We start from the raw sequence: 26,966 nt of genomic DNA, 5'->3' as shown, positions 1-26,966 counted from the left end.
TCAGCTTCCGAGACGCTGGCCGTCTCATCAGCCACACCCCCCTCCATCGGCTTCGCCGACACCTCCCCCAGAGGGGGAGGATCCTTTAGGACGGCCTCGCTCACTGACTTCAACAAGGAACCCGCCCATGCCGCTCTACGCCATCGTCTGCAAGGACAAGCCCGGGGCTCTCGAGACCCGCCTGGCCGTGCGCCCCAAGCACCTGGAATACCTGAACGCCTCGACGGGCCTGAAGGCCGCCGGCGCGCTGCTGGACGACGACGGTAATCCGATCGGCTCGATCATCGTCGTCGAGGTCGAGGACAAGGCCGCCGCCCAGGCCCAGGCCGACAACGACCCGTTCACCGCCGCCGGCGTGTTCGAGAGCGTCGAGGTCCGCCCCTGGCGCCTGGCCATCGGTTCGTTCTGAATCTCGTGAGCGACAACCCCGCCCGCCCCGCGCCCGGCCAGGCGATCTGCGCCCTGGCCGATATCCCCGAGCCGGGCGCGGCGGGTTTCCGGTATCGCGAGGGCGAGGCGATGTTCGCCGGCTTCGTCGTCCGCAAGGACGGCGGGGTCTTCGCCTATGTCGACAGCTGCCCGCACGCCGGCTGGCCGCTGGCCGGGATCAGCGGCCGGTTCCTGACCCGCGAGAACGACCTGATCCTGTGCGGCGGCCACGCGGCCCTGTTCCGCATCGCCGACGGCGCCTGCGTGGCCGGCCCCTGCGGCGGCAAGAGCCTCACCGTCTGGCCCGTGCGGGTCGAGAACGGCCAGGTGGTCGCGGCCTGAACCCTGATTGCCTGACCCTTCCTTAACCGATGGTCGGTAAGGCTCTCTCCACCCATAGAGGAGCCAGGGCCATGGCCGACGGATCTACCCCCGCTTTCGACGCCGAACTGACCGACGCCGTCGACGCGCGCGGGGCCGGCGCCAAGCTGCGCTCCCTGGGCAAGATCAATCCGCGCTTCGCCTCGCAACTGGCCCGCACCATGCTGGCCAAGACCCGCGACAACGACAGCGCCGGCCAGTTCGCCGCCTATTCCGAGGCCAAGGGCTTCGAGTTCACCTCGGCCTGGGCCGCCAACAACATCCCCTTCGTGGCCCCGCTGCTGCGCGACTTTATGGACAAGCGCCCGGCCGCCGGGCCGAAGGTCCGCTACATGGAGATCGGCGCCTATGAGGGCCGCAACCTCGCCTTCATGGACTGGATGTTCCCCGACCGCCTCGAGGTGACGGTGATCGATCCCTGGTTCGACGAGACCCTGAACCCGGAAGAGAAGTACCACGCCGTCGAGCCGCGCTTTCATCGCAACATGGCGCGCACCACCTTCGGTAAGGTCCACACCCACAAGGGCTTTTCGACCTACGAGCTGCCCAAGATGCTGCAGGCCGACCAGAAGTTCGACCTGATCTATGTCGACGGCAGCCACACGGCGCTGGCGGTGATGATCGACCTGTGCTGCTGCGCCAGCCTGCTGGAGGTGGGCGGCATGATGGTGCTCGACGACTACTGGCACGACATCAGCGAGATCGGCGGCCCCGGCGTGAAGCAGGCCGTCGACCAGTTCCACGCCGCCTTCGGCCGCTACTTCGACGTCGCGGCGGTTTATCGCCAGGTGGCCCTGGTCAAGACGGCTGAGATCCCGCGCTAGGGAAGGGCGCCCAAATAATCCCTCTCTCATAGAGAGAGGGAGGGGCCCGCCGCGAAGCGGTGGGAGGGTGAGAGGTTACGCTCTATCCGAACGGAGCACGGCCAAGATGGCTTCGACGATCCCGCCAGGATCAGCCATGACCCGCTCGTTGGGAAACCTCAAAACCACGTATCCGAACAGCTCCAACACCTGAGTACGATGCTCGTCGTGGTCCTCGCCCTTCATGGGCGGCGCCATCCAGTTCGACGATCAACTTGCCCGCCTCGTAGACGAAGTCGGCGAAGTAGCGGTCTATCGATACCTGCCGTAGGAATCGAAAGCCGCCCAGGCGGCGATTGCGGACCAGCGACCGTAGGGTCCTTTCGGCTATGGTCTGGCTTTGGCGAAGGCGGCGGGCGTTGGCGGTCGCGTCCATGGAGCCAGCCTGGGCTAGTCCTTCGAGAAACCGCAACGCAAGGAATCGAGGTTTTCCGGCCACGGGTGAAACCTCTCACCCTCCCACGCCTTCGGCGCGGGCCCCTCCCTCTCTCTATGAGAGAGGGGCGTCGAACGACCACCTCCGCAACCTACGGTCCGCGACCATCGGTCGCTGGCGTGGTTAAGGCCCGTTAGAGGCCCCGCCCCGCATTCTTGCGCGTGAGATTTCGGGGGAGGGGCCTATGGCTTCGCTGAGTCAGAAGATCATGGGCGCCAGCGTCGGGGCGGCGCTGCTGTGCGCGGCCGCGGCGGGCGCTGGCCTGTGGGTGGCCGTCAGCCTCTCGCACGCGCTGGACCGCTCGGCGGCCTCGTCGCGGGTGCTGCGGCTGCACATGCACGCCGACATGATGCACGACGCCCTGCGCGGCGACGCCAGCGGCGCGATCATGGCCACCGACCCGTCGCTGGGCGTCGACCTCAAGCAGGTCCAAGCCGATCTGGCCGAGCACGTCGGCGCCTTCGAGACCGACATCAAGCAAGGCCGCTCCCTCGCCCAGGACCCTGCCGCCCAGGCCGCGCTCGACCACGTGTCGACCCCGCTGCAGGCCTATATCGCTACCGCCCGCAAGCTGGTCGGCGCCGCCGGGAGCGATCCCGCCGCCGCCCGCGCCTTGCTGCCCGAGTTCAACAGGCAGTTCTCGGCGCTGGAGACGGCGATGGAGGACGCGTCGCAGAAGATCGAGGTCGCCGCCCAGGCCGACGCCGACGCGGCCAAGCGCATGGGCGATCTTGGCCAGGTGCTGATGGCCGCCCTGCTGGGCGTGGCGGCCCTGTTCGCCGCCGCCATGGTCATCGCCGCCCGCCGGGTGCTGATCGCGCCGCTGGTGGCGATCACCGGCTGCCTGCGCCGCCTGGCCCAGGGCGACCTGACCGTGGTGCTGCCCAGCAGCGCCCGCAAGGACGAGATCGGCCAGATGACCGCCGCCCTGCACGCCTTCAAGGACGCCGTCGTCGCCCGCCAGCAGGAACTGGAGGCCGCCGACGTCCGCGAGGCGCTGGAAGAAGAGCGCAAGGCCGCCGAGGCCCGCCGCGACGAGGCCGACGCCACCCAGCGCGCGGTGGTCGAGGCCCTGGGCTCGGCTCTGCAGAGCCTGGCGGTCGGCGATCTGTCGCAGCGCATCGACCAGGCCTTCCCGGCCGGCTACGAGGCCCTGCGCCAGGACTACAACCTCGCGCTGGACAAGCTGGCCGGCCTGGTCGCCGCCTCGCTGGACGGGGTGGCGATGATCCAGGGCGGGGCCCGCGAGATCACCGAGGCCGCCGACGACCTGTCGCGCCGCACCGAACACCAGGCCGCCAGTCTGGAAGAGACCGCCGCCGCCCTCGACGAGATCACCAGCACCGTCCGCGCCGCCGCCGACGGAGCCGAGCGCGCCCGCCAGGTGGTGGCCCGCGCCCGCCAGGCCGCCCAGGCCAGCGGCGACGTCGTCGATCAGGCGGTCGGCGCCATGGCCGGCATCGAACAGTCCTCCAGCCAGATCGGCCGGATCATCGGGGTGATCGACGAGATCGCCTTCCAGACCAACCTCCTGGCGCTGAACGCAGGGGTCGAGGCCGCCCGGGCGGGCGAGGCCGGTCGCGGCTTCGCCGTCGTCGCCTCCGAGGTGCGGGCCCTGGCCCAGCGCTCGGCCGAGGCCGCCAAGGAGATCAAGACCCTGATCGCCGCCAGCGCCGCCGAGGTGGGGCAGGGGGTCTCCTATGTCGGTCGCGCCGGCGAGGTGCTGCGCGGCATCGCCGGCCAGGTCGAGGAGATCGACACCCTGGTGCGCGAGATCACCGCCTCGGCCAAGACCCAGGCCCAGGGCCTGGCGGAGGTCAACGCCACCGTGAACCAGATGGACCAGGTCACCCAGCAGAACGCCGCCATGGTGGAAGAGACCACGGCCGCCAGCCACGCCCTATCCAACGAAGCCACCCGACTGGCCGACCGCATGGGCGAACTGAAGATCGCCGACGGAAGCGCCCGTCCTGGCCAGCGCCCGGGAACCCGCCGGGCGGCCTGACCGCAAGCGTTGCCGCATTCCACGCGGCGATGCAGTCTGCGGGGATGAGACACAGCCTGGTCCCGTTGACGATCGCCGTCCTGGCCTTGGCCGGAGGCACGCCGGCGTGACCGCTACCGACCTCCACGCCCTCGAAGCCTGCACCGATCCCGTCGCGCGTAACGCCCTGGCCCTGAAGCTGGCCGAGGCCCGCACGCCCGGTCTCGACGCCGTGCTGGCCCGCCTGATCCAGCGCCCGGATCTCGTCCGCCAGCGCGGCACGCTGGTCCACGCCCTGGCCATGCTCGACTGCGCGCCGCATATCGGCCTGCTGGTGGACCTGGTGATCGAGGGCGGTTTCGAGGTCGCGCACGAGGCGATCGAGGCGCTCGATCGGATCGAGGCCGTCCACGGCGAGGCGGTCGGCGCCGCCTTGTCGCGGCTGGAGGGAGCTCGCTTGGCGCGTCCCCCGGAGCATTGGCGGCGGCAGTTGCTCGAAGAGGTCTGGGATCTCTTCGAGTAGCCGGCGCCCTCGCTCAACCGCGCGCGGGCTGGTATGGGCAGCGCACGGAGTTTCTGACCACATGACCGATACGATTTCCGACGCCGTGGCCGTGGGCCGCCGGGTGCTGAGCATCGAGGCCCAGGCCCTTTCGCAGATGGCCGACGGCCTGGGCGAGGCCTTCGCGCGCGCCGTGCAGGTGATGCACGACGCCAAGGGCCGCATCGTCTGCACCGGCATGGGCAAGTCGGGCCACGTGGCGCGCAAGATCGCCGCCACCCTGGCCTCGACCGGCAGCCAGGCGATGTTCGTTCACCCGGCCGAGGCCAGCCACGGCGACCTGGGCATGATCGGTCCCGACGACGTGGTGCTGGCCCTGTCGAAGTCGGGTGAGGCGCGCGAGCTGGCCGACACCCTGGCCTACTGCAAGCGCTTCTCGATCCCGCTGATCGCCATCACGGCCGTCGCCACCAGCCAGCTGGGCAAGGCCGGCGACGTGCTGCTGCTGCTGCCCGACGCGCCGGAAGCGACGGCCGAGGTCAACGCCCCGACCACCTCGACCACCCTGCAGATCGCCCTGGGCGACGCCCTGGCCGTGGCGCTGCTGGAAAGCCGTGGCTTCACCGCCAGCGACTTCCGCGTCTTCCACCCGGGCGGCAAGCTGGGCGCGGTGCTGCGCACGGTCGCCGACCTCATGCATGGGGCCGATGAATTGCCGCTGGTGGCCGAGAGCGCGCCGATGGGCGAGGCCCTGCTGGTCATGAGCCAGAAGCGCTTCGGCGCGGTGGGCGTGACCGACGGCGCCGGCGACCTCGTCGGCCTGATCACCGACGGCGACCTGCGCCGCCACATGGACGGCCTGATGGGCCACGCCGCCGGCGAGGTGATGACCAGGAGCCCCCTGGTGATCGCCTCGGGCGCCCTGGCCGCCGAGGCCCTGAAGGTGATGAACGAGCGCCGGATCACCGTGCTGTTCGTCGTCGAGGCCGGCAAGCCCGTAGGCGTGCTGCACGTCCACGACCTGCTGCGGGCAGGGGTGATCTAGTAAATCCCTCTCTCTGTGAGAGAGGGAGGGGCCCACGCCGCAAGGCGTGGGAGGGTGAGAGGTTATAATCTCACCGGATGGGGCGCGGTCGGGCGGCGAGTATGGATAGGGCTTAGGATCGAGGTTTCCCGGTAAACGGTGAAACCTCTCACCCTCCCGCCGCTTGCGCGGCGGGCCCCTCCCTCTCTCAAAGAGAGAGGGATTAAACCCGCGCCTCGGCCCCGAACGCCGCTAGGTCCTTGATCAGCGACACGACCGCCTGCTCGACCAGTTCGCCGCCCTTTTCCGGGGTGGCCAGGGCCGGGTCGGAGCCCATGCGGCCGTCGGCGTAGCGGGCGCGGAAGTCCAGAGCCTCGCGGATCGGGCCGGTGGGGGCGATCTTGGGCTCGTAGTCCGCCGTCTTGATGCTGTCGGGATAGCCCCACTGGGTCACCGCGATCTCGGACGGGGTGGCGTGGCTGCCGTGGCCGACGGGGAACTGGCGCATGGCCAGGCTGTTGACGCCGTCCAGATCCCACCAGTTCTTCAGCTTCATGGCGAAGGGGCAGCGCTCCTTGCGGAAGCTGTATTCGGCGTAGATCTCCGAGAACGCCGCCTCGATGGTGGCGACGTTGCCGCCGTGGCCGTTGAGGAAATAGATCTTCTCGAACCCGTGCGCGCCCAGCGAGCGCGTCCAGTCGCCGATCGCGGCCATGAAGGTCGAGGGGCGCAGGAAGATGGTGCCCGGGAAGGCCAGGTGGTGCTGGGCCATGCCGACATTGAAGGTCGGCGCCACCAGCACCTCGTCCGAGCGCTTGGACGCCTCGTGGGCGATGATCTCGGGGCACAGCCAGTCGGTGCCCAGCAGGCCCGTGGGACCGTGCTGCTCGTTGGAGCCGATCGGCACCACCACCGTCTTCGACCGGGTCAGGAAGGCTTCGATCTCGGGCCAGGTCGAAAGGGCGAGCAGCATGGCTGGAAACTCCGAAAGAAATCCTGGGTCGGCGCGGCGGGGGACCCGCGCCTAGTGTCCGGCCACGGCTTTACGCCCGATGGCGCGCGGAGCCGACCCGAAATTTCAGCATGGGAGCCCGCCATGGGCCTGCAACTCGGCGACATCGTTCCGGACTTCACCCAGGCCTCGACCGAAGGCCCGATCCAGTTCCACGACTGGGCGGCCGGCTCGTGGGTGGTGCTGTTCTCGCACCCCAAGGACTTCACCCCGGTCTGCACCACGGAACTTGGCACGGTGGCCAAGCTGAAGCCGGAGTTCGACAAGCGCGGCGTCAAGGTGATCGGCCTATCGGTCGACGGCCTGGAAAACCACGGCGGCTGGGCGGCCGACATCGAGGAGACGCAAGGCGCGAAGCTGAACTTCCCGCTGATCGCCGACACCGATCGCTCGGTGTCCAACCTCTACGGCATGATCCACCCCAACGCCTCGGACACCCTGACCGTCCGCAGCGTCTACATCATCGACACCAACAAGAAGCTGCGCCTGACCCTGACCTATCCGGCCTCGACCGGGCGGAACTTCGACGAGATCCTGCGGGTCATCGACAGCCTGCAATTGACCGACGGCCACAAGGTCGCCACTCCCGCCAACTGGACCCAGGGCGGCGACGTGATCATCGTGCCGTCCGTTTCGAACGAGGCGGCCAAGGAACTCTTCCCGAACGGCTGGGACGAGCAGAAGCCCTATCTGCGCGTGGTCCCGCAGCCGGCGTAAGGGCTTTCGTCCTCGTCGTTCGGCTATTTTTCTTCGAGCATCCCCGCGAAGGCGGGGACCCAAGCCGAGCTAGAGGAAGCTGGCGCTGAACGCGCCCAAACCCGAACGTCAGCTTGGATCCCCGCCTTCGCGGGGATCTAACGGTTTGGGGTGGCCGCGCTTACTGCCGCACGCGCTCCACCTCCGCGCGCTTGCACGGGGCGGTCTCCCGCGCGCAAAGTCCTCCTCCTGGCGTCAACGACGACGCCGGGGGAGGAGACATCGATGGCCGCAGCCCACGCGCGGGACGTGCTCGCCGTGCTCGACGGCGCCGGACCGGCCCTGTCGCCGGTGGCGGCCTCCTGGCGGCGCAGCCTCGTCCTGCACGGCCTCGACCCCGAGAACCGCAAGGCCCCCGACACCCTGACCCAGCGCGAGTTGGGCGAGGCCCAGGAGCGGATGGGCGCCCTGCGCGCCGCCGCCGCCGACACGCTGGACGCCCTGTTCCAGGCGGTCGGCGCGCAAGGCTCCTGCGTGCTGCTGACCGACAGCGCCGGCGTGCCGGTGGATCGTCGCGGCATGGCCGCCGACGATCCGGTGTTCCACCGCTGGGGTCTATGGACCGGCGCGGTGTGGAGCGAGGCCCGCGAGGGCACCAACGGCATCGGCACCTGCATCGCCGAGCAACGCACCCTGACCATTCACCGCGACCAGCACTTCCACACCCGCAACATCGGCCTTTCCTGCACGGTCGCGCCGCTGTTCGATCCGCAAGGGCTGCTGGCCGGGGCGCTCGACGTCTCGTCCTGCCGGCCGGGCCTCGACGGCATGACCGGCCTGATGGAGACGGTGGTCAACGACGCCGCCCGCCGCATCGAGTCCAAGGCCTTCCGCGAGGCCTTCCCCGGCGCGCGCATCGTGCTGCTGGGCGAGGTCCGCGCCGACCGCGCCTCGACCCCGATGCTGGCCGTCGACGCCGACGACGTGGTCATCGGCGCCACCCGCGCCGCCCGCCAGGCCCTCGACCTCACCGACGAGAAACTGCGGCGGGGGATGCCGTCGCCGGACCGCAGCGCCGACCTCGAAGACGCCGAACGCGCGGTGGTGCGCCGGGCGCTCGGCGCGGCCGGCGGCAATGTCTCGGCCGCCGCGACCGCCCTGGGCGTCAGCCGGGCGACGCTGCACCGGAAGATCAACCGCCTGGGGCTGGGGCGGAGCTAGGGCAGGTCGATATTCGGCCCCCAGGCCACTCTCATCCGAGCATCCCCGCGAAGGCGGGGATCCAAGCCGCGCCTGGAGACGACCCACGGCCGCGTCAGGTCCTGAAAGTCAGCTTGGGTCCCCGCCTTCGCGGGGAAGGACGGTTTAATGGGCGTCCGAAAACTTGGAACGCGACCGCCGATCAGCCGCGTCCATGCTTCGCATTCAGGGATTGAATTTTCCGCTTCCGAGCGCCCTGGCTAGCCTGTTCCCGAAACGAAGCGCCCGCCAAGGCGACGACAGGGACGGAACGATGACCAGGAAAATCCGTGAGCTTTCGAGGCTCGCCGGCGCGATCTTCGCGCTGGGGCTCGCCGCCCTGCCGCTGAGCGCGGCGGCCGCCTCGCCGGCGCCGCCGAAGACCAAGGTCATCATCCTGACGGACGTGCTCAACGAGCCGGACGACACCCAGTCGCTGATCCGCGCCCTGCTCTACAGCAACGAGATCGAGATCAAGGGCCTGGTCGCGACCACCTCGACCTGGCAGCGCAACGCGGTGCATCCCGAGGAGATCCGCCGGCTGATCGCCGCCTATGGCCAGGTCCTGCCCAATCTTCGCGTCCACGCTTCGGGCTACCCTGAGGCGGATCAACTACTGGCCACGGTTCGCGCCGGCAGCGCCAGTTACGGCCTGTCCGGCGTGGGCGACGGGAAGGACACCGAGGCCTCGCGGCTGATCGTCGACACCGTCGACGCCGCCCAGGGGCCGGTGTGGATCTGCGTCTGGGGCGGCGCGGCGGATCTCGCCCAGGCGCTGCACGACGTTCGGCGGACCCGCTCGCCCGACGCGCTCGCGGCCTTCGCGCGCAAGCTGCGGGTCTATTCCATCTCCGACCAGGACGACGCCGGCCCGTGGATCCGCGCGCGGTTTCCGGAGATCTTCTGGATCGCCAGCATCCACGCCTTCAGCGACTATCCCCAGGCCGCCTGGCAGGGCATGTCGGCCGACACTGTCTTTCCCGACCCCGGCCCCGACACCGCGTTGATGAGCCCGGACTGGCTGGACCGCCACATCCGCCTGGGCGCCCTGGGCGGGCTCTATCCCAAGCCCCTGTTCGCGATCGAGGGCGACAGTCCCTCGTTCCTCTATCTGATCCCCAACGGGCTGGGCGATGTCGAGCATCCCGACTACGGCGGCTGGGGCGGACGCTACGGGGCGCTGGCGCCCGGCGTGGGCCTGTTCGCCGACACCCAGGACAGCGCCATCGGCAAGGACGGCGCGCCGCACCTGAGCAACCGCGCGGGCGTTTGGCGCTGGCGCGACGCGGTGCAGTTCGATTTCGCCAACCGGATGCAGTGGACGCTGAATGCGGACTACGGCTCGGCCAACCATCCGCCCCAGGTGGTGCTGCAAGGGCAGGGCGGGCTCGCGCCGCTGGAGATGACGGTGAAGGCCGGGGCGAGCATCACGCTCGACGCCAAGGGAACGGCCGATCCCGACGGCGATCCTCTGGTCTACAAATGGTGGTGGTACCGGGACGCCTCGCCGCCGCTGTTCCCGATGACCCCGCCCGACATCCGTGATCCCGGCGGCGTCTCGACCCAGGTGGTGCTGCCCGTCAAGCAGATCGTGCCCGGCGAGAAGGTCTATCACCTGATCCTGGAAGTCCGCGACCAGCCCAAGGCCGGCGGTCTACCCTTCGTCCGGTACCGGCGCGCGATCATCCACGTCACGCCCTGAGGCGGCGTCGGCCCTGGGCGTCAGCCGCGCGGCCCTGCACCGGAAGATCAACCGGCTGGGGCGGAGTTGAACGCCGCTGACGAGCGTTGTGGAAAGCGGCGCCGTCACCGATAGTCCGGCGATGTTCGGAAACTGGTTCAAACCCAAGGCGGTCCTGTCGAAGAACGGTCGCTGCGGGATGTGCGGCCGAAGGCTGGACCAGGCGAGCGATCCGCTTTCCGGCGATTGCGGAGGCGATTGTTGGGGCTGCGTTGGAGAGGTCGAAGCCGGCATGGGCTGGGACGCCTCCGTTGAAGCCGTTCGCCGGGAAATCCGCGAAGGATGGCGTGACCATAACAGCAAGGCGCGATCGCCGACCGCCTTGGCCGCCCTCGAAGCGATCAAGCAGCTTCTACGCGACGACTGGGATCCCATCGACCTGATGCCGCACCTTCCCGCCGACGAGTACGACAGGTACGCCATCGAGGTGTTTTCGCGGCTGAGCGCCGGCGCCTCCGTCTTCGAGATCGCGAACTATCTGGGCGACGTGGAGATGACCGGAACGCCGGATCGCGAGCGGGACCTTCGGGTGGCCCAGAGGGCGGTGACGATCGTGAGCGCCCCGGATCTGTCGCAAGCCTGAGACACCTCTACCGCTCTGCCGCTTGCGCCCCGCTCCAGATCAAAAATCGGGGCGCAAGCTCCTCCCAGACGCCGAAGACGGCGCGACGGAGGAAACCATGACCAAGCCCGAGTTCATCGACTCGCTGTCCCGCCCGCCGTTCAAGGCGCGCTACGACAACTTCATCGGCGGCCAGTGGGTCGCCCCGGCCGACGGCCGCTATTTCGACAACGCCTCGCCGATCACCGGCCGCAAGGTCTGCGAGATCGCCCGCTCGCAAGCCGAAGATGTCGAGCGCGCCCTCGACGCCGCCCACGCCGCCAAGGACGCCTGGGGCAAGACGAGCGCCGCCGACCGCTCGCGTGTTCTGCTCCGGATCGCCGACCGCATGGAGGAGAACCTCCAGACCCTGGCCACCGCCGAGACCTGGGACAACGGCAAGCCGATCCGCGAGACCATGGCCGCCGACCTGCCGCTCGCCATCGACCACTTCCGCTACTTCGCCGGCTGCCTGCGCAGCCAGGAAGGCTCGATCTCCGAGATCGACCACGACACCATCGCCTACCACTTCCACGAGCCGCTGGGCGTGGTCGGCCAGATCATCCCGTGGAACTTCCCGCTGCTGATGGCCTGCTGGAAGCTGGCCCCGGCCATCGCCGCCGGCAACTGCGTGGTGCTGAAGCCCGCCGAGCAGACCCCGGCCTCGATCATGGTGCTGTTCGAGCTGATCGGCGACCTGCTGCCGCCCGGCGTGGTCAATGTCGTCAACGGCTTTGGCCTTGAGGCCGGCAAGCCGCTGGCGTCCAGCCCGCGCATCGCCAAGATCGCCTTCACCGGCGAGACGTCCACCGGCCGGCTGATCATGCAGTACGCCAGCCAGAACCTGATCCCGGTGACGCTGGAGCTGGGCGGCAAGTCGCCCAACATCTTCTTCGCCGATGTCACCGCCGAGGACGACGACTATCTCGACAAGGCGCTGGAGGGCTTTGCGATGTTCGCCCTCAATCAGGGCGAGGTCTGCACCTGCCCCAGCCGCGCCCTGGTGCAGAAGTCGATCTACGACCGGTTCATGGAGAAGGCGCTGAAGCGCGTGCAGGCGGTGGTGCAGGGCAATCCGCTGGATCCCTCGACCATGATCGGCGCCCAGGCCTCCGAGGAGCAGCTGAACAAGATCCTCGGCTACATGGACATCGGTCGCGACGAGGGCGCCAGGCTGCTCACCGGCGGTTCGCGCACCGTGCTGCCGGGCCAACTGGCCGACGGCTTCTATGTCGAGCCGACGGTGTTCGAGGGCCACAACAGGATGCGGATCTTCCAGGAGGAGATCTTCGGCCCCGTCCTGGCCGTGACCACCTTCGAGACGGAGGAAGAGGCGCTGGAGATCGCCAACGACACCGCCTTCGGCCTCGGCGCCGGGGTGTGGACCCGCGACGGCTCGCGCGCCTACCGCTTCGGGCGCGGCATCCAGGCGGGCCGGGTGTGGACCAACTGCTACCACGCCTATCCGGCCCACGCGGCCTTCGGCGGCTACAAGCAGTCGGGCGTGGGCCGCGAGACCCACAAGATGATGCTCGACCACTACCAGCAGACCAAGAACCTGCTGGTCAGCTACAGCGCCAAGGCGCTGGGCTTCTTCTAGGGGGCGGTATCCTCCCAACTCCCGTCATTCCCGCCCTTGTGGCGGGAACCCCTCTATCCGCGGCAGGTGCAGAAGGGGCGGCGCGCGTGGCGCGCCGCTTGCTCCGCCCTTGCGGGCTGAACCGGGGTTTCCCGCCACGAGGGCGGGAATGACCGGCTTATTGGAAGGCCTGAGGGCCTTCAGAGCACTAAATCGAACAAGACCCGAATTCTGCCGCACGAAACAGAATTGGTCTGCTTGCGCAGGGGGCGGCGCTTCGCATACTCCCGCTCGCAAGACGACGACTGACGCAGCGGCAACATCGCTGGCGACGACAAGATCGACTGTAGCAAGACCTAGGGAGACGCGTGGTGAGCGACGGACAGCTGTTTCCGGTGCCGGAAGACTGGGCGGGCAAGGCCCATATCGACGCCGCCGCCTACGAGGCCGCCGTGGCCCGGGTCGAGAGCGATCCCGAGGGCTACTGGCGCGATCTCGCCGCCCGCCTCGACTGGATCAAGGCCCCCACCAAGATCAAGGACGTCTCCTACGCCAAGGACGACTTCCGCATCCGCTGGTACGAGGACGGCGTCCTGAACGTCAGCGCCAACTGCATCGATCGCCATCTGCCGCACCGCAAGGACGACGTCGCCCTGATCTTCGAGGGCGACGAGCCGGGCGTCTCCGACAAGATCACCTACGGCCAGCTGCACGACGACGTCTGCCGCATGGCCAATGTGCTCAAGGACCTGGGCGCCAAGAAGGGCGACCGGATCACCATCTACCTGCCGATGGTGCCCGTGGCCGCCGTCGCCATGCTGGCCTGCGCGCGCATCGGCGCGGTGCACTCGGTGGTGTTCGGCGGCTTCTCGCCCGACAGCATCGCCGGCCGCATCCAGGACTGCGACTCCCGCCTGGTCATCACCGCTGACCAGGGGCGCCGCGGCGGCAAGAAGGTGCCGCTGAAGGCCAATATCGACGAGGCGCTCGAGCAGTGCCCGCAGGTCGAGAAGGTGCTGCTGGTCCGCTGGACCGGCGCCGAGGTTCCGATCGTCGAAGGCCGCGACGTGGTCTGGAACGACGTCCGGGACGCCGCCTCGCCGGTGTGCGAGCCCGAGCCGATGAACGCCGAGGACCCGCTGTTCATCCTCTACACCTCCGGTTCGACGGGTAAGCCCAAGGGCGTGCTGCACACCACCGGCGGCTATCTGGCCTGGGCCAGCTGGACCTTCGAGTCGGTGTTCGACTACCGGCCGGGCGAGGTGTTCTGGTGCACGGCCGACGTGGGTTGGGTCACCGGCCACAGCTACGTCGTCTACGGCCCGCTGGCCAATGGCGGGACCAGCCTGATCTTCGAAGGCGTGCCCAACTACCCGACCCCGTCGCGGTTCTGGGAAGTGGTCGACAAGCACAAGGTCGAGATCTTCTACACCGCCCCCACGGCCTTGCGCGCCCTGATGCGCGAGGGCGACGAGCACGTTCTCAAGAACGACCTGTCCTCGCTGCGCCTGCTGGGCAGCGTCGGCGAGCCGATCAATCCCGAGGCCTGGCTCTGGTACCATCGCGTGGTCGGCAAGGATAAGCTGCCGATCGTCGACACCTGGTGGCAGACCGAGACCGGCGGCATCCTCGTCTCGCCGCTGCCGGGCGCGACCGACCTGAAGCCGGGCTCGGCCACCAAGCCGCTGCCGGGCGTGAAGCTGCAACTGGTCGACGCCGAGGGCGCGGTGCTGGACGGCGCGACCGAGGGCAACCTGGTGATCACCGACAGCTGGCCGGGCCAGATGCGCACCGTCTACGGCGACCACCAGCGCTTCTTCGAGACCTATTTCTCGACCTATCCCGGCAAGTACTTCACCGGTGACGGCTGCCGCCGCGACGCCGACGGCTACTACTGGATCACCGGCCGGGTGGACGACGTCATCAACGTCTCGGGCCACCGCCTGGGCACGGCCGAGATCGAGAGCGCCCTCGTCGCCCACGAGGCCGTCGCCGAGGCCGCGGTGGTCGGCTATCCGCACGACATCAAGGGCCAGGGCGTCTACGCCTACGTCACCCTGAAGGCCGACGCGACGCCGACCGAGGAACTGCGCAAGCAGCTCGTCCTCTGGGTCCGCCACGAGATCGGCCCCTTCGCCGCCCCCGACGTCCTGCAATGGGCCCCCGGCCTGCCCAAGACCCGCTCGGGCAAGATCATGCGCCGCATCCTGCGCAAGATCGCCGAGAACGCCGTGGACGCTCTCGGCGACACCTCGACCCTGGCCGATCCGTCGGTGGTGGACGATCTGGTGCGCAACCGCGCGGGCGCGAAGGCGGCCTGATAATCCCTCTCCCCTTGCGGGAGAGGGTGGCCTCCCGGAGGGAGGTCGGGTGAGGGGTCTCTCAGAACCGTCCGCGCGACCCCTCATCCGACGGCTTCGCCGCCACCTTCTCCCGCAAGGGGAGAAGGGCAACTTGTCCATAGCCCGTCATCGGCCTATATTCAAAACGCCGCCGATCCGGCGGCGTTTGGCTAGGATCCCATGGCCCCGGTCGTGAAAATCCAGGAATTGCTCGGCGGCGAGGCGGTCACCGGCCCCCTCGCCACGGAGTTCGACGTCGTCCGGCTGGTTCGTAAGGGCCTGTCGGTCGCTGCGGTCGACGGCTTCCTGGCGGCCACCCACCAGCCGTTCTCGGCCATCGAGCCCTATGTGATGCCGCGGCGGACCTTCAATCGCCGCCGCGACGCCGACCAACTGCTCGACCCCGCCGAGTCCGACCGCATGGTGCGCATCGCCCGTCTCGTGGCCGCCGCCGAGGACACCCTGGGCGACCAGGAGCGCGCCTGGCGCTGGCTGGAGCGGCCCAACCGTGCGCTGGAGGGCCAGGCGCCGCTGTCGCTGGCCGACACCGACCTGGGCGCCCGAAACGTCGAACGGCTGCTCGGCCAGATCGCCCACGGCCTGGCGGCTTGATCGTCCACCGCATCGCCAAGGCCGCTCATGTCGGCCTGGACGGGGAGGGGGCTCGGCTCTACGGCGGCCGCTGGAACTCGCCCGGACGGCCGATGCTCTACACCGCCGCCAGTCCGAGCCTGGCCGTTCTGGAGGTGCTGGTCCATCTCGACCTGCCGCCCGACCTGCTGCCGTTGGACTATCGCCTTCTCTCCATCGAGGTCCCGGACGACGCGCCGAGACTGGAGCTCGACGGTGTTCCGCAAGACAGCGTCGTGGCCGGCGACGCCTTCCTGACCGCCGGCGAGGCGCTGTGCCTACGTGTGCCCAGCCAGGTCGTGCCGCAGGAGATCAACACCCTGCTCAATCCGCGCCATCCGGCCTTCGTCGGCGTTCGGGTCGTGCGCGACGAGCCGTTCCGGTTCGATCCGCGTCTGTTCTGAGCCTCGCCCTAGCCTCATCCCCCGCCAGGGTTTATAGCCCGGCCATGTTTGAAGGCCTCTCCCCCCTCGCCCGCGAAGCCCGCTCCTGGCCGTTCGAGCAGGCGCGCGCCACCATCGCCCGCGTCCTGCGCGTGCGCCTCCCTGACCGCGCTGACCAGGAAGCCGCGAAAGCCCTGATCGACGCCGGCAAGGCCGACGAGGCGGTGAAAGCCTATCCGGCGCTGGCGAAAGCCGTGATCTTCGAGACCGGCTATGGCCCGTCCGGCCTGCCGCACCTGGGCACGTTCGGTGAAGTGGCGCGCACGACCATGGTGCGCCAGGCCTTCCGCGCGCTGGTCGACGACCACATCCCCACGCGCCTGATCGCCTTCAGCGACGACATGGACGGCCTGCGTAAGGTGCCGGACAACATCGAGAACAAGCAGCCGCTGATCGAGGACCTGGGCAAGCCGCTGACCGTCGTCCGCGACCCCTTCGGCACCCATGACAGCTTCGGCGCCCACAACAACGCCCGCCTGCGCGCCTTCCTCGACGGCTTCGGCTTCGAGTACGAGTTCGTGTCCTCGACCGAGTGCTACAAGGGCGGCCTGTTCGACGAGACCCTGCTGACGGCGCTTGCCCGCTTCGACGCCATCCAGAAGGTCATGCTGCCGACCCTGGGCGAGGAGCGCCGCGCCACCTATTCGCCGTTCCTCCCCGTCAGCCCCAGCACCGGCAAGGTGCTGCAGGTCCCGACCCTGGAGCGCAACGTCGAGAAGGGCACGATCGTCTTCGAGGACGAGGACGGCTCGCGCGTCGAGGTCCCGGTCACCGGCGGCCACGTGAAGATGCAGTGGAAGCCCGACTGGGCCATGCGCTGGACGGCCCTGGGCGTCGACTACGAGATGAGCGGCAAGGACCTGATCGACTCGGTCAAGGCCTCGGGCGCGATCTGCAAGGCGCTGGGCGGGGTTCCGCCGGAGGGCTTCAACTATGAGCTCTTCCTGGACGAGAACAACCAGAAGATCTCCAAGTCCAAGGGCAACGGCCTGTCGATGGAGGACTGGCTGCGCTACGGCGCGCCGGAGAGCCTGTCCTACTACATGTTCCAGAGCCCGAAGTCGGCCAAGAAGCTCTATTTCGACGTCATCCCCAAGGCGACGGACGAATATCTGCAGCAGCTGGACGCGTTCCAGCGCCAGGAGCCGGCCAAGCAACTCGACAACCCGGTCTGGCACATCCATTCGGGCAAGCCGCCGGAGCAGGGTTCGCCGGTGTCGTTCAGCCTGATGCTGAACCTGGTGTCGGCCGCCGACGCCTCGACCAAGGAAATCCTCTGGGGCTTCCTGTCGCGCTACATCCCGGGCGCTTCGGCCGAAAGCCAGCCGCTGCTCGACCGCCTGGCCGGCTACGCGATCAACTATTACGAGGACTTCGTGAAGCCCACGAAGACCTTCCGCGCCCCGACCGACGTCGAGCGCGCGGCGATCCTCGACCTGCTGGCCAAGCTGAAGGCCATGCCGGCCGGCACGCAGGACGCCGAGCTGATCCAGAACGAGGTGTTCGAGGTCGGTAAGGCGCACGGCTTCGATCCGCTGCGCGCCTGGTTCCAGGCCCTCTACGAAGTGCTGCTGGGCCAGAGCCAGGGCCCGCGCTTCGGCTCCTTCGCGGCGATCTTCGGCATCGACCGCACGATCGCCCTGATCGAAGAGAAGCTGGGCTGACGTTCATAACTCCTCCCCCGTGCAACGGGGGAGGGGGACCGCGAAGCGGTGGAGGGGGCGGCGGCGCGCACGGCGCCCTGTCACTCGCCCCCTCCGTCACGCTGCGTATCCGCAGCGCGCCACCTCCCCCGTTTTTCGGGGGAGGAGTGAAGTCGGCGGAAGCTGAAAACAGCTCCTTCAAGTCCTTCCGGCCGCCTCGCTCAGGAGGAGCCGAGTGCGACACCGTGCCTCGTTTGATGAACGCTTTCTGAATTTCGAATTAAGGGTTTGTGCGAACTTCGGAGTCTAGGCTGGAACCATCAGAACCAGGAATAGTCCGATGGCTTCCTTCACGCTTCGCCCGCACGACCGTTCGGAATTCGACTCCCTGATCGGCGGCATCGCTTCGCAGTTCCCCGGCGCTCGCATCGAGGCCGCGCACAACGACACCTGGCAGTCCTACCGGGTCGACGTGTCGTGCGAGGATCCCCGCGCCACGGCCCTTCGCGACTGGCTCAACGGCCACCACGGCGACTGCCCGCGCACCTGATCGCCTGACCCTCCCGTGAGGTCGGTCTTTACTGGCTGACCCACTGGATGCAGGCCGCCCAGGCCACGGTCATGCGGTCGAGCACCCGGTCGTCGCCGTCGCGCAGCACCGAGGTCAGTTCGATCGTCCGGGCCGTCAGGCGGCCCATCTCGCGGATCAGCACCTCGCCCTGCGTGGTCATGACCACCACCCGGTCGCCGCGTCGCGGTTCGGCCGTCGGCGAGACCAGCAGCCGGTCGCCGTCGCGATAGACCGGCGCCAGGGCGTCGCCCTCGATCTCCAGGGCGAACAGGCCCTCTTCCCGCGGCCCGGGAAGCTCCACCTCTTCCCAGCCCGACCCGCGCGGCGCCCCCGCCTCGTCGAACATGCCCGGCGCCCCGGCCCGCGTGAGCCCGATCAGCGGCACGCCTGCCCGCCGGCCCGGCGCTGCGGTTTCGGTCAGGGCCGCGAATTCCGAAAAACCCACCCCCGTGGCTTCCAGCACCTTGGCCAGGCTCTCGGTCGAGGGCCAGCGCGGCCGCGTGTCGGCGTCGCCGCGTTTCGAACGGTTGAAGGCGGTGGGATCCAGGCCCGCCAGCTTGGCCATGGCCGAAGGGCTCATGTCGAAGCGCTTGGCCAGGGCGTCGATCGCCGTCCACAGTTCGGCGTGCGAGAGCATCGGATCGTCCCCGAGTCCTGATGACGCCAAGCCGCGAGCGTCCCCAAGGAAATTATGCCCAGGGCTTAGGAATGTAAACCTAGCGCCAATGGTGAAGGTTGACGTTTACGTAAGCGTTGACGTTCCGCAGGGTCCGGCGTAGCGTGAACGCCGATAACCAACGACCCGGCCCGGAAGGCCGGCCGCACCCTGGGAGGGTAACGATGGTGGCTGATCTTCGACGTCCCGAGCGCACGTTCTCGATCCGTCAGCTCTGCAACGAATTCAAAGCCACGCCCCGGGCGCTGCGCTTCTACGAGGACAAGGGCCTGCTGACGCCGGCCCGCGAGGGCCTCAACCGCGTCTATTCCCACAAGGACCGCGTCCGCCTGCAGTTGATCCTGCGCGGCAAGCGCGTGGGCCTGTCGCTGTCGGAAATCCGCGAACTGCTGGACCTCTACGACGAGAACGACGACGGCGCGGCCCAGATGGCCCGGTCGCTGAAGAAGTTCCGCGAGCGCGCCGCCGCCCTGGAGCAGCAGCGCGAGGACATTGACGGCGCCCTGATTGAGCTGCGCGAAGCCTGCGATCGCCTCGAGAAGCGCCTGGCCGAGATCCGCCCGGACCTGCTGCCGCGCTCGGCCGACTACGAGCAGCTGCTGCGCGCCCGCCTCGACGGCCACGCCGACATGGCGCTCGGCAAGTAGTCAGCCCTTTTGATCCCTTCCGCGCCCGCTTTCGCCAAGACCGGCGGAACGGGCGGGTTTCCCTTCGCCTTTCTCCCCGATCCCGATCAGTCAGGACCGCTTAAATGACCTATCAGCCGCCCGTCCGCGACCACATGTTCCTGCTGCGCGACGTGCTCAACATAGAGCAGTACGGCAACCTGCCGGCCTTCGCCGACGCCTCGATCGACGTCGTCGAGCAGATCGTCGAGGGCGCGGCCCAGTTCACCGGCGAAGTCCTGGCCCCGCTGAACAGCGTCGGCGACAAGACGGGCTGCAAGCTCGACCCGGTCACCAACACCGTCACCACCCCGCCGGGCTTCAAGGAAGCCTACAAGGCCCTGTGCGAAGGCGGCTGGACCGGCCTCGGCTCGGATCCGACCTACGGCGGCCAGGGCCTGCCGCACGTCGTGAACCTGTCGTTCTCGGAAATGTCGAGCAGCGCCAACATGGCCTTCTCGATGTATCCGGGCCTGGCCCACGGCGCCTATTCGGCCATCCACACCGGCGGCACCGACGCGCAGAAGCAGACCTACCTGCCCAAGATGATCACGGGCGAGTGGACCGGCACCATGAACCTGACCGAGCCGCACTGCGGCACGGATCTGGGTCTCCTGCGCACCAAGGCCGTTCCGCAGGCCGACGGCAGCTACAAGATCACCGGCCAGAAGATCTGGATCTCGGCCGGCGAGCACGACATGTCGGACAACATCGTCCACCTGGTGCTGGCCCGCATCGAGGGCGCCCCGGCCGGCGTGAAGGGCATCTCGCTGTTCATCGTGCCGAAGTTCTTCCCCAAGGAAGACGGTTCGGTCGGCGCGCGCAACGAGGGCGCCAAGTGCGTGGGCCTCGAAGAGAAGATGGGCATCCACGGCAACGCCACCTGCGTCATGCAGTACGACGACGCCGAGGGCTATCTGATCGGTGAAGAGAACAGCGGCCTGAAGCTGATGTTCGTGATGATGAACGAGGCCCGCCTGGGCGTCGGCCTGCAGGGCGTCGCCCAGGCCGAAGCGGCCAACCAGGCCGCCGTCGCCTTCGCCAAGGACCGCCTGCAAGGCCGCTCGCTGACGGGCCCGAAGAACGCCGACGGCCCGGCCGACCCGATCATCGTCCACCCGGACGTGCGTCGCCTGCTGCTGGAGAACAAGGCGATCATCGAAGGCGGTCGCGCCTTCCTGTTCTGGACCGCCCTGCACGGCGACCTGGCCCACAGCCACCCGGACGAAGCGGTGCGCACCAAGGCCGAGGACTACATGGGCCTGCTGACGCCGGTCCTGAAGGGTTATCTGACCGACCGCGGCTTCCAGGTCTGCTCGAATGCGGTGCAGGTGCACGGCGGCTCGGGCTTCACCGAGCACTTCCCGGTCAGCCAGTACCTGCGCGACTGCCGCATCGCCCTGATCTACGAAGGCACCAACGGCGTGCAGGCCCTCGACCTCGTGGGTCGCAAGCTGGCGGCCAAGGGCGGCCGCGGCGTGATGACCTTCTTCCAGGAGATCGACCAGTTCGTCGGCGAGAACGACGGCGACGCCGAGCTGAAGCCGTTCATCGACGCCCTGGCGGCGACCAAGGCCCAGCTGCAGGACGGCACCATGTGGCTGATGCAGAACGGCCTGCAGAACCCCGACAACGCCGGCGCGGCTTCGACCGACTACATGCACCTCTTCGGCCTCACGGGCCTGGCCTACATGTGGGCTCTGATGGTGAAGTCGGCCAACGCCAAGATCGCCGAAGGCTCCACCGATCCGTTCTTCACGACCAAGGTCGCCACCGCCCGTTATTTCATCGAGCGGGTCTTGCCTGACGCAGGGGCGCATCTGGCCAAACTGAAGACCGGCTCGGCGACCCTGATGGCGCTGCCCGCGGAGGCCTTCTGATCATGAGCGTGCTCGACGTCGCCAAACCCGCCTTCATGGCCGAAGAAGACATCACGATCTTCGAGGACGCGGTGGGCAAGTTCTTCGACGAGCACGCTCAGGAATCCGTCGTCGCGACCTGGCGCAAGAACCACTGCGTCGATCGCTCGATGTGGAACAAGGCGGGGGAGGCCGGGTTGCTCGGCCTCTCCACGCCCGAGGAATACGGCGGCTCCGGCGGCGACTATCGCCACGAGGTCGTGCTGATGGAACAGCTGGGCAAGAAGGGCGTCGACGGCTTCGGCGCCAGCCTGCACAACGCCATCGTCATGCCGTACATCTTTCACTACGGCACCGAGGAGCAGAAGCAGCGGTGGCTGCCGCGCCTGTCGACCGGCGAGCTGGTCGGCGCGATCGCCATGACCGAGCCGGGCGCGGGCTCCGACCTGCAAGGCATCAAGACTTCGGCCAGGAAGGACGGCAACCAGTACGTCCTCAACGGCTCCAAGACCTTCATCACCAACGGCCAGACGGCCAATCTGATCATCGTCGTCGCCAAGACCGATCCGGCCGGCGGGGCCCGCGGCACGAGCCTGTTGGTCGTCGAGACCGACGGGGCCGAGGGCTTCGAGCGCGGCCGCAACCTCGACAAGCTGGGCCACGAGGCCCAGGACACGTCGGAGCTGTTCTTCAACGACGTGAAGATCCCGACCGAGAACTTGCTGGGCACGGACGAAGGCCAGGGCTTCTTCCAGCTGATGGCCCAGCTGCCGCAGGAGCGGCTGAACATCGCCGTCCAGGGCATGGCCACCATCGAGCGGGCGCTCGAGCTGACCATCGCCTACGTCAAGGAGCGTCAGGCGTTCGGCAAGCCGATCCTGGCCTTCCAGAACACCCAGTTCGTGCTGGCCGAGTGCAAGACCGAGGCGACCGTCGCCAAGGTGTTCGTCAACCACTGCATCGAGCGCCACCTGAAGGGCGATCTCGACGCCTCGACGGCCTCGATGGCCAAGTACTGGGTGACGGACCTGGAGAACAAGATCGTCGATCGCTGCCTGCAGCTGTTCGGCGGCTACGGCTTCATGAACGAGTACCCGATCGCCCGGATGTACAAGGACAGCCGCGTCCAGCGCATCTACGGCGGCACCAACGAGATCATGAAACTGCTGATCGCGAGGACGCTCTGATGTTGTTCGCCGACGCTCCGCCTCCGCCCCCCAACGACACCGCCCGCTCGGCCGTGGTCTGCGTGCGCGCCGAGGGCCGCCGCCCGTTGCAGTTCTCCGGCAAGCTGGAGGGCAAGCGCCCGCAGCCCGGCGCCTTCGACCTGCCGCTGAAGCCGGGCGTCGAGCAGTGCAACAACCTGCTGCGCTCGAAGATCGCGACCTGGACCCTGACCGTGAACACGCCGGGCTTCACGCCCTGCCGCCTGCCCGCGCCGGAGTTCGGCCAGCGGGTGGTCTATTCGGCCAAGGCCACCGCGCGCGGCCTGTCCTGCGCCCCGATCCACAAGTCGCCGATCGGCGCCTGGAAGAAGTGATGTCGACCCACGTCGCCATCATCGACTGGAAGCTGGAGGCCGGGGCGGATTTCCCCAAGGGCCGCTACAGCCGCGCCCATACCCTGTCGTTCGACGGCGGCGTGACGGCGCTCGGTTCGGCTTCGCCGTCGGTGGTGCCGCTGCCCTGGTCGGACCCGGCGGGCGTCGATCCCGAGGAGATGCTGGTGGCGGCGCTGTCGTCCTGCCACATGCTGACCTTCCTCGACCTGGCCCGTCGCGCCGGCTTCTTCATCAGCGCCTATCGCGACAAGGCCGAGGGCACGATGACCAGGAACGAGCATGGCGCTCACTGGGTCAGCCACGTCGCCCTTCGACCCGGCATCGTCTTCGAGGGCGACGCGCCCGACGAAGCCAAGCTGGCGGCCCTGCACGAGGCCGCCCATCACGCCTGTTTCATCGCCAACTCGGTGCGGACGGACGTCCGGGTCGAGCCGGCGGTCAAAGAATCCCTTTTGGGAACAACTGCTTAAAAGATCGCAGGAAGGAGCCATTCAATGGCCGACGCTTACATCTTCGACGCCGTGCGCACTCCGCGCGGCAAGGGCAAGAAGGACGGCTCTCTGCATGAGATCACCGCCCTGTCGCTCGCCAGCCAGGTCCTGGAAGCCATCCGCGACCGCAACGGCCTGGACACCTCCAAGGTCGACGACGTCGTCCTGGGCTGCGTCGCCCCGGTCGGCGAGCAGGGTTCGGACATCGCCCGCACCGCCGTGCTGACCGCCGACTACGCCGAGAGCGTCGCCGGCGTGCAGATCAACCGCTTCTGCGCCTCGGGCCTGGAAGCCGTGAACATGGCCGCGGCCAAGGTCATCTCGGGTGAAGCCGACCTGACCATCGGCGGCGGCGTCGAGAGCATGAGCCGCGTGCCGATGGGCAGCGACGGCGGCGCCTGGCCGACCGACCCGTCGTCGGCCTTCAAGACCTACTTCATGCCGCAGGGCGTGTCGGCCGACCTGATCGCCACCCTCTACGGCTTCAGCCGCGACGACGTCGACGCCTACGCCGTCGAGAGCCAGCGCCGCGCCGCCCAGTCGTGGGCCGAGGGCCGCTTCTCCAAGTCGGTCGTGCCGGTGAAGGACCAGCTGGGCCTCAACATCCTGTCGCACGACGAGACCGTCCGCGGCGCCACCACCATGCAGACCCTGGCCTCGCTGAACGCCTCGTTCACCGGCATGGGCGAGATGGCCTTCGACGCGGTCGCCACCCAGCGCTATCCGCAGGTCGAGCGCATGACCCACGTGCACCACGCGGGCAACAGCTCGGGCATCGTCGACGGCGCCGCCGGCGTGCTGATCGGCACCAAGGAAATGGGCGACGCGCTCGGCCTCAAGGCCCGCGCTCGCATCAAGGGCATGGCCTCGATCGGTTCCGAGCCGTCGATCATGCTGACCGGCCCCTCGCTGGTCACCGAGAAGCTGCTCAAGAAGCTCAAGATGGAAGTCGCCGACATCGACCTCTACGAGCTGAACGAAGCCTTCGCGGCCGTCGTCCTGCGCATGATGCAGGCGCTGGACATCCCGCACGACAAGATGAACGTCAACGGCGGCGCCATCGCCATGGGCCACCCGCTGGGCGCCACCGGCGCGATGATCCTGGGCACCATGGTCGACGAGCTGGAACGCTCCGACAAGGAAACCGCCCTGATCACCCTGTGCGTCGGCGCCGGCATGGGCACCGCCACGGTCATCGAACGCGTCTGATCCAAGCACAGATCGTCATCCCGGACGGCCGTAGGCCGATCCGGGACCCAGGGGCCGGCGCACTGCGGTTCACCTGGGTCCCGGCTCTCCGCTTCGCTACGGCCGGGATGACGACCCAATTTCTGAAGGACTAGTCCACATGGAAAACTTCAAGATCGAGGTCGACGGCGACGGCATCGCCCTGGTCACCTTCGACGTCCCCGGCCGTTCGATGAACACCCTGACCGCTTCGGTGATCAAGGAAGTCGGCGAGCTGGTCGAGCGCATCAAGACCGACGCCGAGATCAAGGGCGTCGTCATCACCTCGGGCAAGACCACCGGCTTCTGCGCCGGCGCCGACCTGGGTGAACTGGGCGGTTCGGGCGGCCTGGGCGGTGGCGACCTGCAAGCCGCGTTCGACGCCGGCTTCGCCCTCAACAAGGCCTTCCGCGGCCTGGAAACCAGCGGCAAGCCGGTGGCCGCGGCCATCAACGGCCTGGCGCTGGGCGGCGGCCTGGAATTCGTCCTGGCCACCCACTACCGCGTGGTCGCCGACCTGCCGAAGCTGCAGCTGGGCCTGCCGGAAGCCAAGGTCGGCCTGCTGCCGGGCGGCGGCGGCACCCAGCGCCTGACGCGTCTGATGGGCGTCATGGCCGCGGCCCCCTACCTGCTCGAAGGCAAGTCGATGAAGCCGGCCGAGGCGCTCGGCGCCAAGGTCGTGCACGAAGTCGTGCCGGCCGGCACGGAAGTCGAAGCCGCCAAGACCTGGATCAAGACCAAGGGCGACCCGGTCGCTCCCTGGGACAAGAAGGAATTCAAGATCCCGGGCGGCGGCCCCTACACCCCGACCGGCGCCCAGGTGTTCATCATGGGCAACGCCATGCTGCGCAAGAACACCTACGGCAACTATCCGGCCCAGCAGAACATCATGAAGGCCGTCTATGAGGGCCTGCAGGTTCCGTTCGACGCGGCCATCCGCATCGAGACCCGCTACTTCCTCAAGACCCTGATGACCCCGCAGGCCAAGGGCATGATCCGCACCCTGTTCCTGTCGCTTCAGGAACTGGGCAAGGGTTCGGGCCGTCCGGCCGGCGTGCCGTACTACGACGTCAAGAAGGTCGCCGTGCTCGGCGCCGGCATGATGGGCGCGGGCATCGCCTACGTCCAAGCCATGGCCGGCATCGAGACCGTGCTGATCGACCAGACCCAGGAAGCCGCCGATAAGGGCAAGGGCTACGCCGAAGGCCTGGTCAAGAAGGCCGTCTCGCGCGGCAAGCTGACGGCCGAGAAGGGCGAGGCCATCCTGGCTCTCATCCATCCGACGTCGGACTACGCCAACGTCAAGGGCAGCGACCTGGTCGTCGAGGCCGTGTTCGAGAACCGCGACGTCAAGGCCCAGGTGACCAAGCTGGCCGAGGCCCAGCTGGCCGACACCGCCGTGTTCGGTTCCAACACCTCGACCCTGCCGATCACCGGCCTGGCCGAAGCCTCGATCCGTCCGGAAAGCTTCATCGGCATCCACTTCTTCTCGCCGGTCGACAAGATGGGCCTGGTCGAGATCATCCTCGGCGAAAAGACCGACCAGGCGACCATCGCCAAGTCGATCGACTACGTGCTGAAGATCAAGAAGACCCCGATCGTCGTCAACGACAGCCGCGGCTTCTACACGTCGCGCTGCTTTGGCACCTTCGTGCAGGAAGGCATGGAGCTGCTCAGCGACGGCATCGCCCCGGCGATCATCGACAATGTCGGTCGCGCCACCGGCATGCCGCGCGGTCCGCTGGAAATGCACGACGACGTGGCGCTGGACCTGTCGCACAAGATCGCCGTCCAGACGAAGAAGGACCTCGGCGACAAGTACGAGGAGCGTCCGTTCACCGCGATCATCGCCAAGATGGTCGAGGACCTGGGCCGCTACGGCCGCAAGAACGGCAAGGGCTTCTACGACTATCCGGAAAAGGGTCCCAAGACCCTGTGGCCGGGCCTGGCCGATCTGGTGGAAGTGAAGACGACCGACGCCGACAAGGCGCTGATCGAGCAGATCCGCACCCGCCTGCTGTACCGCCAGGCCGTCGAGGCCGCGCGCTGCTTCGAGGAAGGCGTGATCACCGATCCGCGTGAAGCCGACGTCGGCGCCATCCTGGGCTGGGGCTTCGCGCCCTGGACCGGCGGCCCGATCAGCTTCATCGACGGCATCGGCGTGGCCAAGTTCGTCGAGACCCTTGACCAGCTGACCGCGTCCTACGGCGCGCGCTTCGCCCCGCCGGCCCTGCTGCGCGAGATGGCCGCCAAGGGCGAGACCTTCTACAGCCGCTTCGGCGTCAAGGAGAAGGCGGCCGCCTGAGGTCGCTTTCGCCTGATCGGTGAAATGAGGAGGCCCGGCGGCGACGCCGGGCCTTTTCTTTTCGCC

At 68.3% G+C, this 26,966-nt stretch carries 25 protein-coding genes and 3 pseudogenes; 24 read left to right on the top strand and 4 right to left on the bottom strand.

All coding sequences use genetic code 11. The features are described 5' to 3' along the window. Positions 1-127: 127 nt before the first annotated feature. From AC07NS_RS03550 to AC07NS_RS03540, 3 genes are all read left to right on the top strand, one after another. Entirely contained in the window at positions 128-409 is a 282-nt protein-coding gene (locus tag AC07NS_RS03550; RefSeq protein ID WP_494601492.1) for a YciI family protein, read from the top strand. Further along, on the top strand, positions 406-771 hold the full coding sequence (locus tag AC07NS_RS03545; protein ID WP_494601861.1) for a Rieske (2Fe-2S) protein: 366 nt from the start codon (positions 406-408) through the stop codon (positions 769-771). The genes AC07NS_RS03550 and AC07NS_RS03545 overlap by 4 nt, the downstream gene beginning before the upstream one ends. A gap of 71 nt (positions 772-842) precedes the next feature. Beyond that, entirely contained in the window at positions 843-1,634 is a 792-nt protein-coding gene (locus AC07NS_RS03540) for a class I SAM-dependent methyltransferase (protein WP_494601490.1), read from the top strand. Between the two features lie 75 nt (positions 1,635-1,709). Here AC07NS_RS03540 and AC07NS_RS03535 read toward each other — a convergent pair. Beyond that, positions 1,710-2,049 (bottom strand): annotated as a pseudogene (locus AC07NS_RS03535) (DUF559 domain-containing protein). Positions 2,050-2,293: 244 nt separating this feature from the next. Here AC07NS_RS03535 and AC07NS_RS03530 point away from each other — a divergent pair. The 3 genes from AC07NS_RS03530 to AC07NS_RS03520 all read left to right on the top strand — a co-directional run bounded on the left by AC07NS_RS03530 (position 2,294) and on the right by AC07NS_RS03520 (position 5,640). Further along, on the top strand, positions 2,294-4,114 hold the full coding sequence (locus AC07NS_RS03530; RefSeq protein ID WP_494601488.1) for a methyl-accepting chemotaxis protein: 1,821 nt from the start codon (positions 2,294-2,296) through the stop codon (positions 4,112-4,114). A 106-nt stretch (positions 4,115-4,220) separates the two neighbouring features. Then, positions 4,221-4,616 carry a hypothetical protein gene (locus AC07NS_RS03525; RefSeq protein ID WP_494601486.1) on the top strand — a complete coding sequence of 132 codons (396 nt, stop codon included), beginning with the start codon at positions 4,221-4,223 and terminating at the stop codon, positions 4,614-4,616. Positions 4,617-4,677: 61 nt separating this feature from the next. Next, positions 4,678-5,640 carry a KpsF/GutQ family sugar-phosphate isomerase gene (locus AC07NS_RS03520; RefSeq protein WP_494601484.1) on the top strand — a complete coding sequence of 321 codons (963 nt, stop codon included), beginning with the start codon at positions 4,678-4,680 and terminating at the stop codon, positions 5,638-5,640. 202 nt (positions 5,641-5,842) lie between these two features. On the opposite strand, the gene AC07NS_RS03515 is transcribed toward AC07NS_RS03520, so the two are convergent. Further along, positions 5,843-6,592, bottom strand: a complete 750-nt coding sequence (locus tag AC07NS_RS03515; protein WP_494601482.1) for a creatininase family protein — start codon at positions 6,590-6,592, stop codon at positions 5,843-5,845. A gap of 123 nt (positions 6,593-6,715) precedes the next feature. Between AC07NS_RS03515 and AC07NS_RS03510 the strand changes: the two genes are divergently transcribed. The 11 genes and pseudogenes from AC07NS_RS03510 (at position 6,716) to AC07NS_RS03460 (ending at position 18,095) form a co-directional block, all read left to right on the top strand. Beyond that, positions 6,716-7,348 carry a peroxiredoxin gene (locus tag AC07NS_RS03510; protein ID WP_494601480.1) on the top strand — a complete coding sequence of 211 codons (633 nt, stop codon included), beginning with the start codon at positions 6,716-6,718 and terminating at the stop codon, positions 7,346-7,348. Positions 7,349-7,612: 264 nt separating this feature from the next. Then, on the top strand, positions 7,613-8,548 hold the full coding sequence (locus AC07NS_RS03505) for a GAF domain-containing protein (protein WP_494601478.1): 936 nt from the start codon (positions 7,613-7,615) through the stop codon (positions 8,546-8,548). Between the two features lie 292 nt (positions 8,549-8,840). Then, positions 8,841-10,268 (top strand): DUF1593 domain-containing protein, encoded by a 1,428-nt coding sequence (locus AC07NS_RS03500; protein ID WP_494601476.1) that lies wholly within the window; start codon positions 8,841-8,843, stop codon positions 10,266-10,268. A gap of 88 nt (positions 10,269-10,356) precedes the next feature. Then, positions 10,357-10,890 (top strand): hypothetical protein, encoded by a 534-nt coding sequence (locus AC07NS_RS03495; RefSeq protein ID WP_494601474.1) that lies wholly within the window; start codon positions 10,357-10,359, stop codon positions 10,888-10,890. Positions 10,891-10,987: 97 nt separating this feature from the next. Continuing rightward, a complete protein-coding gene (gene adh / locus AC07NS_RS03490) occupies positions 10,988-12,508 on the top strand; it encodes an aldehyde dehydrogenase (RefSeq protein WP_494601472.1) in 1,521 nt (506 codons plus the stop codon). Between the two features lie 347 nt (positions 12,509-12,855). After that, a complete protein-coding gene (acs, locus tag AC07NS_RS03485; RefSeq protein WP_494601470.1) occupies positions 12,856-14,808 on the top strand; it encodes an acetate--CoA ligase in 1,953 nt (650 codons plus the stop codon). A gap of 201 nt (positions 14,809-15,009) precedes the next feature. Then, positions 15,010-15,441 carry an Xre family toxin-antitoxin system antitoxin gene (locus AC07NS_RS03480; protein ID WP_110119486.1) on the top strand — a complete coding sequence of 144 codons (432 nt, stop codon included), beginning with the start codon at positions 15,010-15,012 and terminating at the stop codon, positions 15,439-15,441. Further along, positions 15,438-15,863, top strand: a complete 426-nt coding sequence (locus AC07NS_RS03475; protein WP_494601467.1) for an RES family NAD+ phosphorylase — start codon at positions 15,438-15,440, stop codon at positions 15,861-15,863. The genes AC07NS_RS03480 and AC07NS_RS03475 overlap by 4 nt, the downstream gene beginning before the upstream one ends. A 44-nt stretch (positions 15,864-15,907) precedes the next feature. After that, complete coding sequence (locus AC07NS_RS03470) at positions 15,908-17,566, top strand: lysine--tRNA ligase (protein ID WP_494601465.1); 1,659 nt, start codon at positions 15,908-15,910, stop codon at positions 17,564-17,566. Positions 17,567-17,575: 9 nt separating this feature from the next. Beyond that, positions 17,576-17,716, top strand: a pseudogene (locus tag AC07NS_RS03465) (hypothetical protein); the annotation flags it as partial. A 169-nt stretch (positions 17,717-17,885) separates the two neighbouring features. Beyond that, entirely contained in the window at positions 17,886-18,095 is a 210-nt protein-coding gene (locus AC07NS_RS03460; protein ID WP_494601463.1) for a hypothetical protein, read from the top strand. A 28-nt stretch (positions 18,096-18,123) separates the two neighbouring features. Here the strand turns inward: AC07NS_RS03460 and AC07NS_RS03455 are convergent, their stop codons facing one another. After that, complete coding sequence (locus AC07NS_RS03455; protein ID WP_494601460.1) at positions 18,124-18,753, bottom strand: S24 family peptidase; 630 nt, start codon at positions 18,751-18,753, stop codon at positions 18,124-18,126. 206 nt (positions 18,754-18,959) lie between these two features. Here AC07NS_RS03455 and AC07NS_RS03450 point away from each other — a divergent pair, with 206 nt between their 5' ends. The 6 genes from AC07NS_RS03450 to AC07NS_RS03425 all read left to right on the top strand — a co-directional run bounded on the left by AC07NS_RS03450 (position 18,960) and on the right by AC07NS_RS03425 (position 24,577). Then, positions 18,960-19,439, top strand: coding sequence for a MerR family transcriptional regulator (locus AC07NS_RS03450; RefSeq protein WP_110119494.1), 480 nt, complete (start codon positions 18,960-18,962; stop codon positions 19,437-19,439). Positions 19,440-19,543: 104 nt separating this feature from the next. Continuing rightward, complete coding sequence (locus AC07NS_RS03445) at positions 19,544-21,337, top strand: acyl-CoA dehydrogenase C-terminal domain-containing protein (protein ID WP_494601458.1); 1,794 nt, start codon at positions 19,544-19,546, stop codon at positions 21,335-21,337. Positions 21,338-21,339: 2 nt separating this feature from the next. Next, a complete protein-coding gene (locus tag AC07NS_RS03440) occupies positions 21,340-22,503 on the top strand; it encodes an acyl-CoA dehydrogenase family protein (protein ID WP_494601457.1) in 1,164 nt (387 codons plus the stop codon). After that, positions 22,503-22,856: a hypothetical protein gene (locus tag AC07NS_RS03435; RefSeq protein WP_494601456.1), complete on the top strand. Its 354-nt coding sequence runs from the start codon at positions 22,503-22,505 to the stop codon at positions 22,854-22,856. The genes AC07NS_RS03440 and AC07NS_RS03435 overlap by 1 nt, the downstream gene beginning before the upstream one ends. After that, a complete protein-coding gene (locus tag AC07NS_RS03430; RefSeq protein ID WP_494601454.1) occupies positions 22,856-23,347 on the top strand; it encodes an OsmC family protein in 492 nt (163 codons plus the stop codon). The genes AC07NS_RS03435 and AC07NS_RS03430 overlap by 1 nt, the downstream gene beginning before the upstream one ends. 24 nt (positions 23,348-23,371) lie before the next feature. Then, a complete protein-coding gene (locus AC07NS_RS03425) occupies positions 23,372-24,577 on the top strand; it encodes an acetyl-CoA C-acetyltransferase (protein WP_494601453.1) in 1,206 nt (401 codons plus the stop codon). Positions 24,578-24,591: 14 nt separating this feature from the next. Here AC07NS_RS03425 and AC07NS_RS03420 read toward each other — a convergent pair. Next, positions 24,592-24,696, bottom strand: a pseudogene (locus tag AC07NS_RS03420) (hypothetical protein); the annotation flags it as partial. 20 nt (positions 24,697-24,716) lie between these two features. Here AC07NS_RS03420 and AC07NS_RS03415 point away from each other — a divergent pair. Then, positions 24,717-26,900 (top strand): 3-hydroxyacyl-CoA dehydrogenase NAD-binding domain-containing protein, encoded by a 2,184-nt coding sequence (locus AC07NS_RS03415; RefSeq protein WP_494601452.1) that lies wholly within the window; start codon positions 24,717-24,719, stop codon positions 26,898-26,900. The last annotated feature ends 66 nt before the right edge of the window (positions 26,901-26,966 follow it).

The sequence above is a fragment of the Caulobacter sp. GW821-FHT10A10 genome, assembly GCF_059415745.1.
Note: the sequence above shows the minus strand (reverse complement) of the source record. Positions and strands in the feature narration are given on the sequence as shown.

Coding starts and splice junctions, on each gene's coding strand:
- adh (WP_494601472.1), top strand. CDS start 10,988: ATGACCAAGCCCGAGTTCATCGACTCGCTGTCCCGCCCGCCGTTCAAG.
- AC07NS_RS03470 (WP_494601465.1), top strand. CDS start 15,908: ATGTTTGAAGGCCTCTCCCCCCTCGCCCGCGAAGCCCGCTCCTGGCCG.
- AC07NS_RS03430 (WP_494601454.1), top strand. CDS start 22,856: ATGTCGACCCACGTCGCCATCATCGACTGGAAGCTGGAGGCCGGGGCG.
- AC07NS_RS03550 (WP_494601492.1), top strand. CDS start 128: ATGCCGCTCTACGCCATCGTCTGCAAGGACAAGCCCGGGGCTCTCGAG.
- AC07NS_RS03440 (WP_494601457.1), top strand. CDS start 21,340: ATGAGCGTGCTCGACGTCGCCAAACCCGCCTTCATGGCCGAAGAAGAC.
- AC07NS_RS03460 (WP_494601463.1), top strand. CDS start 17,886: ATGGCTTCCTTCACGCTTCGCCCGCACGACCGTTCGGAATTCGACTCC.
- AC07NS_RS03515 (WP_494601482.1), bottom strand. CDS start 6,592: ATGCTGCTCGCCCTTTCGACCTGGCCCGAGATCGAAGCCTTCCTGACC.
- AC07NS_RS03510 (WP_494601480.1), top strand. CDS start 6,716: ATGGGCCTGCAACTCGGCGACATCGTTCCGGACTTCACCCAGGCCTCG.
- AC07NS_RS03520 (WP_494601484.1), top strand. CDS start 4,678: ATGACCGATACGATTTCCGACGCCGTGGCCGTGGGCCGCCGGGTGCTG.
- AC07NS_RS03505 (WP_494601478.1), top strand. CDS start 7,613: ATGGCCGCAGCCCACGCGCGGGACGTGCTCGCCGTGCTCGACGGCGCC.
- AC07NS_RS03480 (WP_110119486.1), top strand. CDS start 15,010: ATGGCCCCGGTCGTGAAAATCCAGGAATTGCTCGGCGGCGAGGCGGTC.
- AC07NS_RS03445 (WP_494601458.1), top strand. CDS start 19,544: ATGACCTATCAGCCGCCCGTCCGCGACCACATGTTCCTGCTGCGCGAC.
- AC07NS_RS03425 (WP_494601453.1), top strand. CDS start 23,372: ATGGCCGACGCTTACATCTTCGACGCCGTGCGCACTCCGCGCGGCAAG.
- AC07NS_RS03455 (WP_494601460.1), bottom strand. CDS start 18,753: ATGCTCTCGCACGCCGAACTGTGGACGGCGATCGACGCCCTGGCCAAG.
- AC07NS_RS03530 (WP_494601488.1), top strand. CDS start 2,294: ATGGCTTCGCTGAGTCAGAAGATCATGGGCGCCAGCGTCGGGGCGGCG.
- AC07NS_RS03540 (WP_494601490.1), top strand. CDS start 843: ATGGCCGACGGATCTACCCCCGCTTTCGACGCCGAACTGACCGACGCC.
- AC07NS_RS03415 (WP_494601452.1), top strand. CDS start 24,717: ATGGAAAACTTCAAGATCGAGGTCGACGGCGACGGCATCGCCCTGGTC.
- AC07NS_RS03435 (WP_494601456.1), top strand. CDS start 22,503: ATGTTGTTCGCCGACGCTCCGCCTCCGCCCCCCAACGACACCGCCCGC.
- AC07NS_RS03500 (WP_494601476.1), top strand. CDS start 8,841: ATGACCAGGAAAATCCGTGAGCTTTCGAGGCTCGCCGGCGCGATCTTC.